Source organism: Nocardia sp. NPDC055050 (genome assembly GCF_053608345.1).
On sequence record NZ_JBSGVG010000094.1, the window covers coordinates 1 to 1152 of the forward strand.

Below are 1152 nucleotides of genomic sequence, written 5' to 3' on the forward strand. Positions count from 1 at the left end.
TCGCTACGGCTACCCCTCGACGGGTTAACCTCGCCACACACCGATGACTCGCAGGCTCATTCTTCAAAAGGCACGCCATCACCCCACACAATCAAGATTGCGAAGGCTTTGACGGATTGTAAGCGCACGGTTTCAGGTACTATTTCACTCCCCTCCCGGGGTACTTTTCACCTTTCCCTCACGGTACTAGTCCGCTATCGGTCACCAGGGAGTATTCAGGCTTACCGGGTGGTCCCGGCAGATTCACAGCAGATTTCACGGGCCCGCTGCTACTCGGGAGACATCCACAACAGCCAAGAAGTTTTCGTTTACCGGACTATCACCGTCTATGGCAGGCCGTTCCAGACCACTTCAACTAACCACTTGGTTTCTTACTGTTGCTCAACTCGGCAGAGTTGAGAAGAATGTTCCCACTACCCCAGCTAGACAACGACTGCCGTCTATCACATCTAACTGGTTTAGCCTCATCCGCTTTCGCTCGCCACTACTCACGGAATCACTGTTGTTTTCTCTTCCTGTGGGTACTGAGATGTTTCACTTCCCCACGTTCCCTCCACACACCCTATATATTCAGATGCGGGTAACACGACATCACTCGTGCTGGGTTTCCCCATTCGGAAATCCTCGGATCTCAGCTCGGTTGACAGCTCCCCGAGGCTTATCGCAGCCTCCTACGTCCTTCATCGGCTCCTGGTGCCAAGGCATCCACCGTACGCTCTTAAACACTTACTAACAAAGATGCTCGCGTCCACTGTGCAGTTCTCAAACAACACACCCGAAGGAAGACAATTTCCCAGACCTACTCAGCAAGCCAAAGCCTGCCGGCGGTTTCTCGGAGACCCCATTCGGATCGTTTGTTTTGCCTTGAAAGACACTCGCGTGTTCTTTCAGGACCCAATAGTGTGTCGGTATACCCATCGCGGCCCCGGACTGAGCCGGTGCCGTATGCGATGAAAGTTGTCAGTGTTCCACCCATGAGCTCCAGCCGGACCACGAATGGGTCCGAAACTGTCTCTGCCAGCAGCGATCTCGACTCTTCGAGACGCTCACTGGAGAAGTGCTCCTTAGAAAGGAGGTGATCCAGCCGCACCTTCCGGTACGGCTACCTTGTTACGACTTCGTCCCAATCGCCGATCCCACCTTCGACGGCTC

2 rRNA genes are annotated in these 1152 nt (G+C 54.2%); both read right to left on the reverse strand.

The window, feature by feature from the left end:
- Nucleotides 1-732 (reverse strand): 23S ribosomal RNA (locus tag ACWGCN_RS35785); the annotation flags it as partial.
- Nucleotides 733-1068: 336 nt separating this feature from the next.
- Nucleotides 1069-1152: ribosomal RNA gene (locus tag ACWGCN_RS35790) — 16S ribosomal RNA — on the reverse strand; the annotation flags it as partial.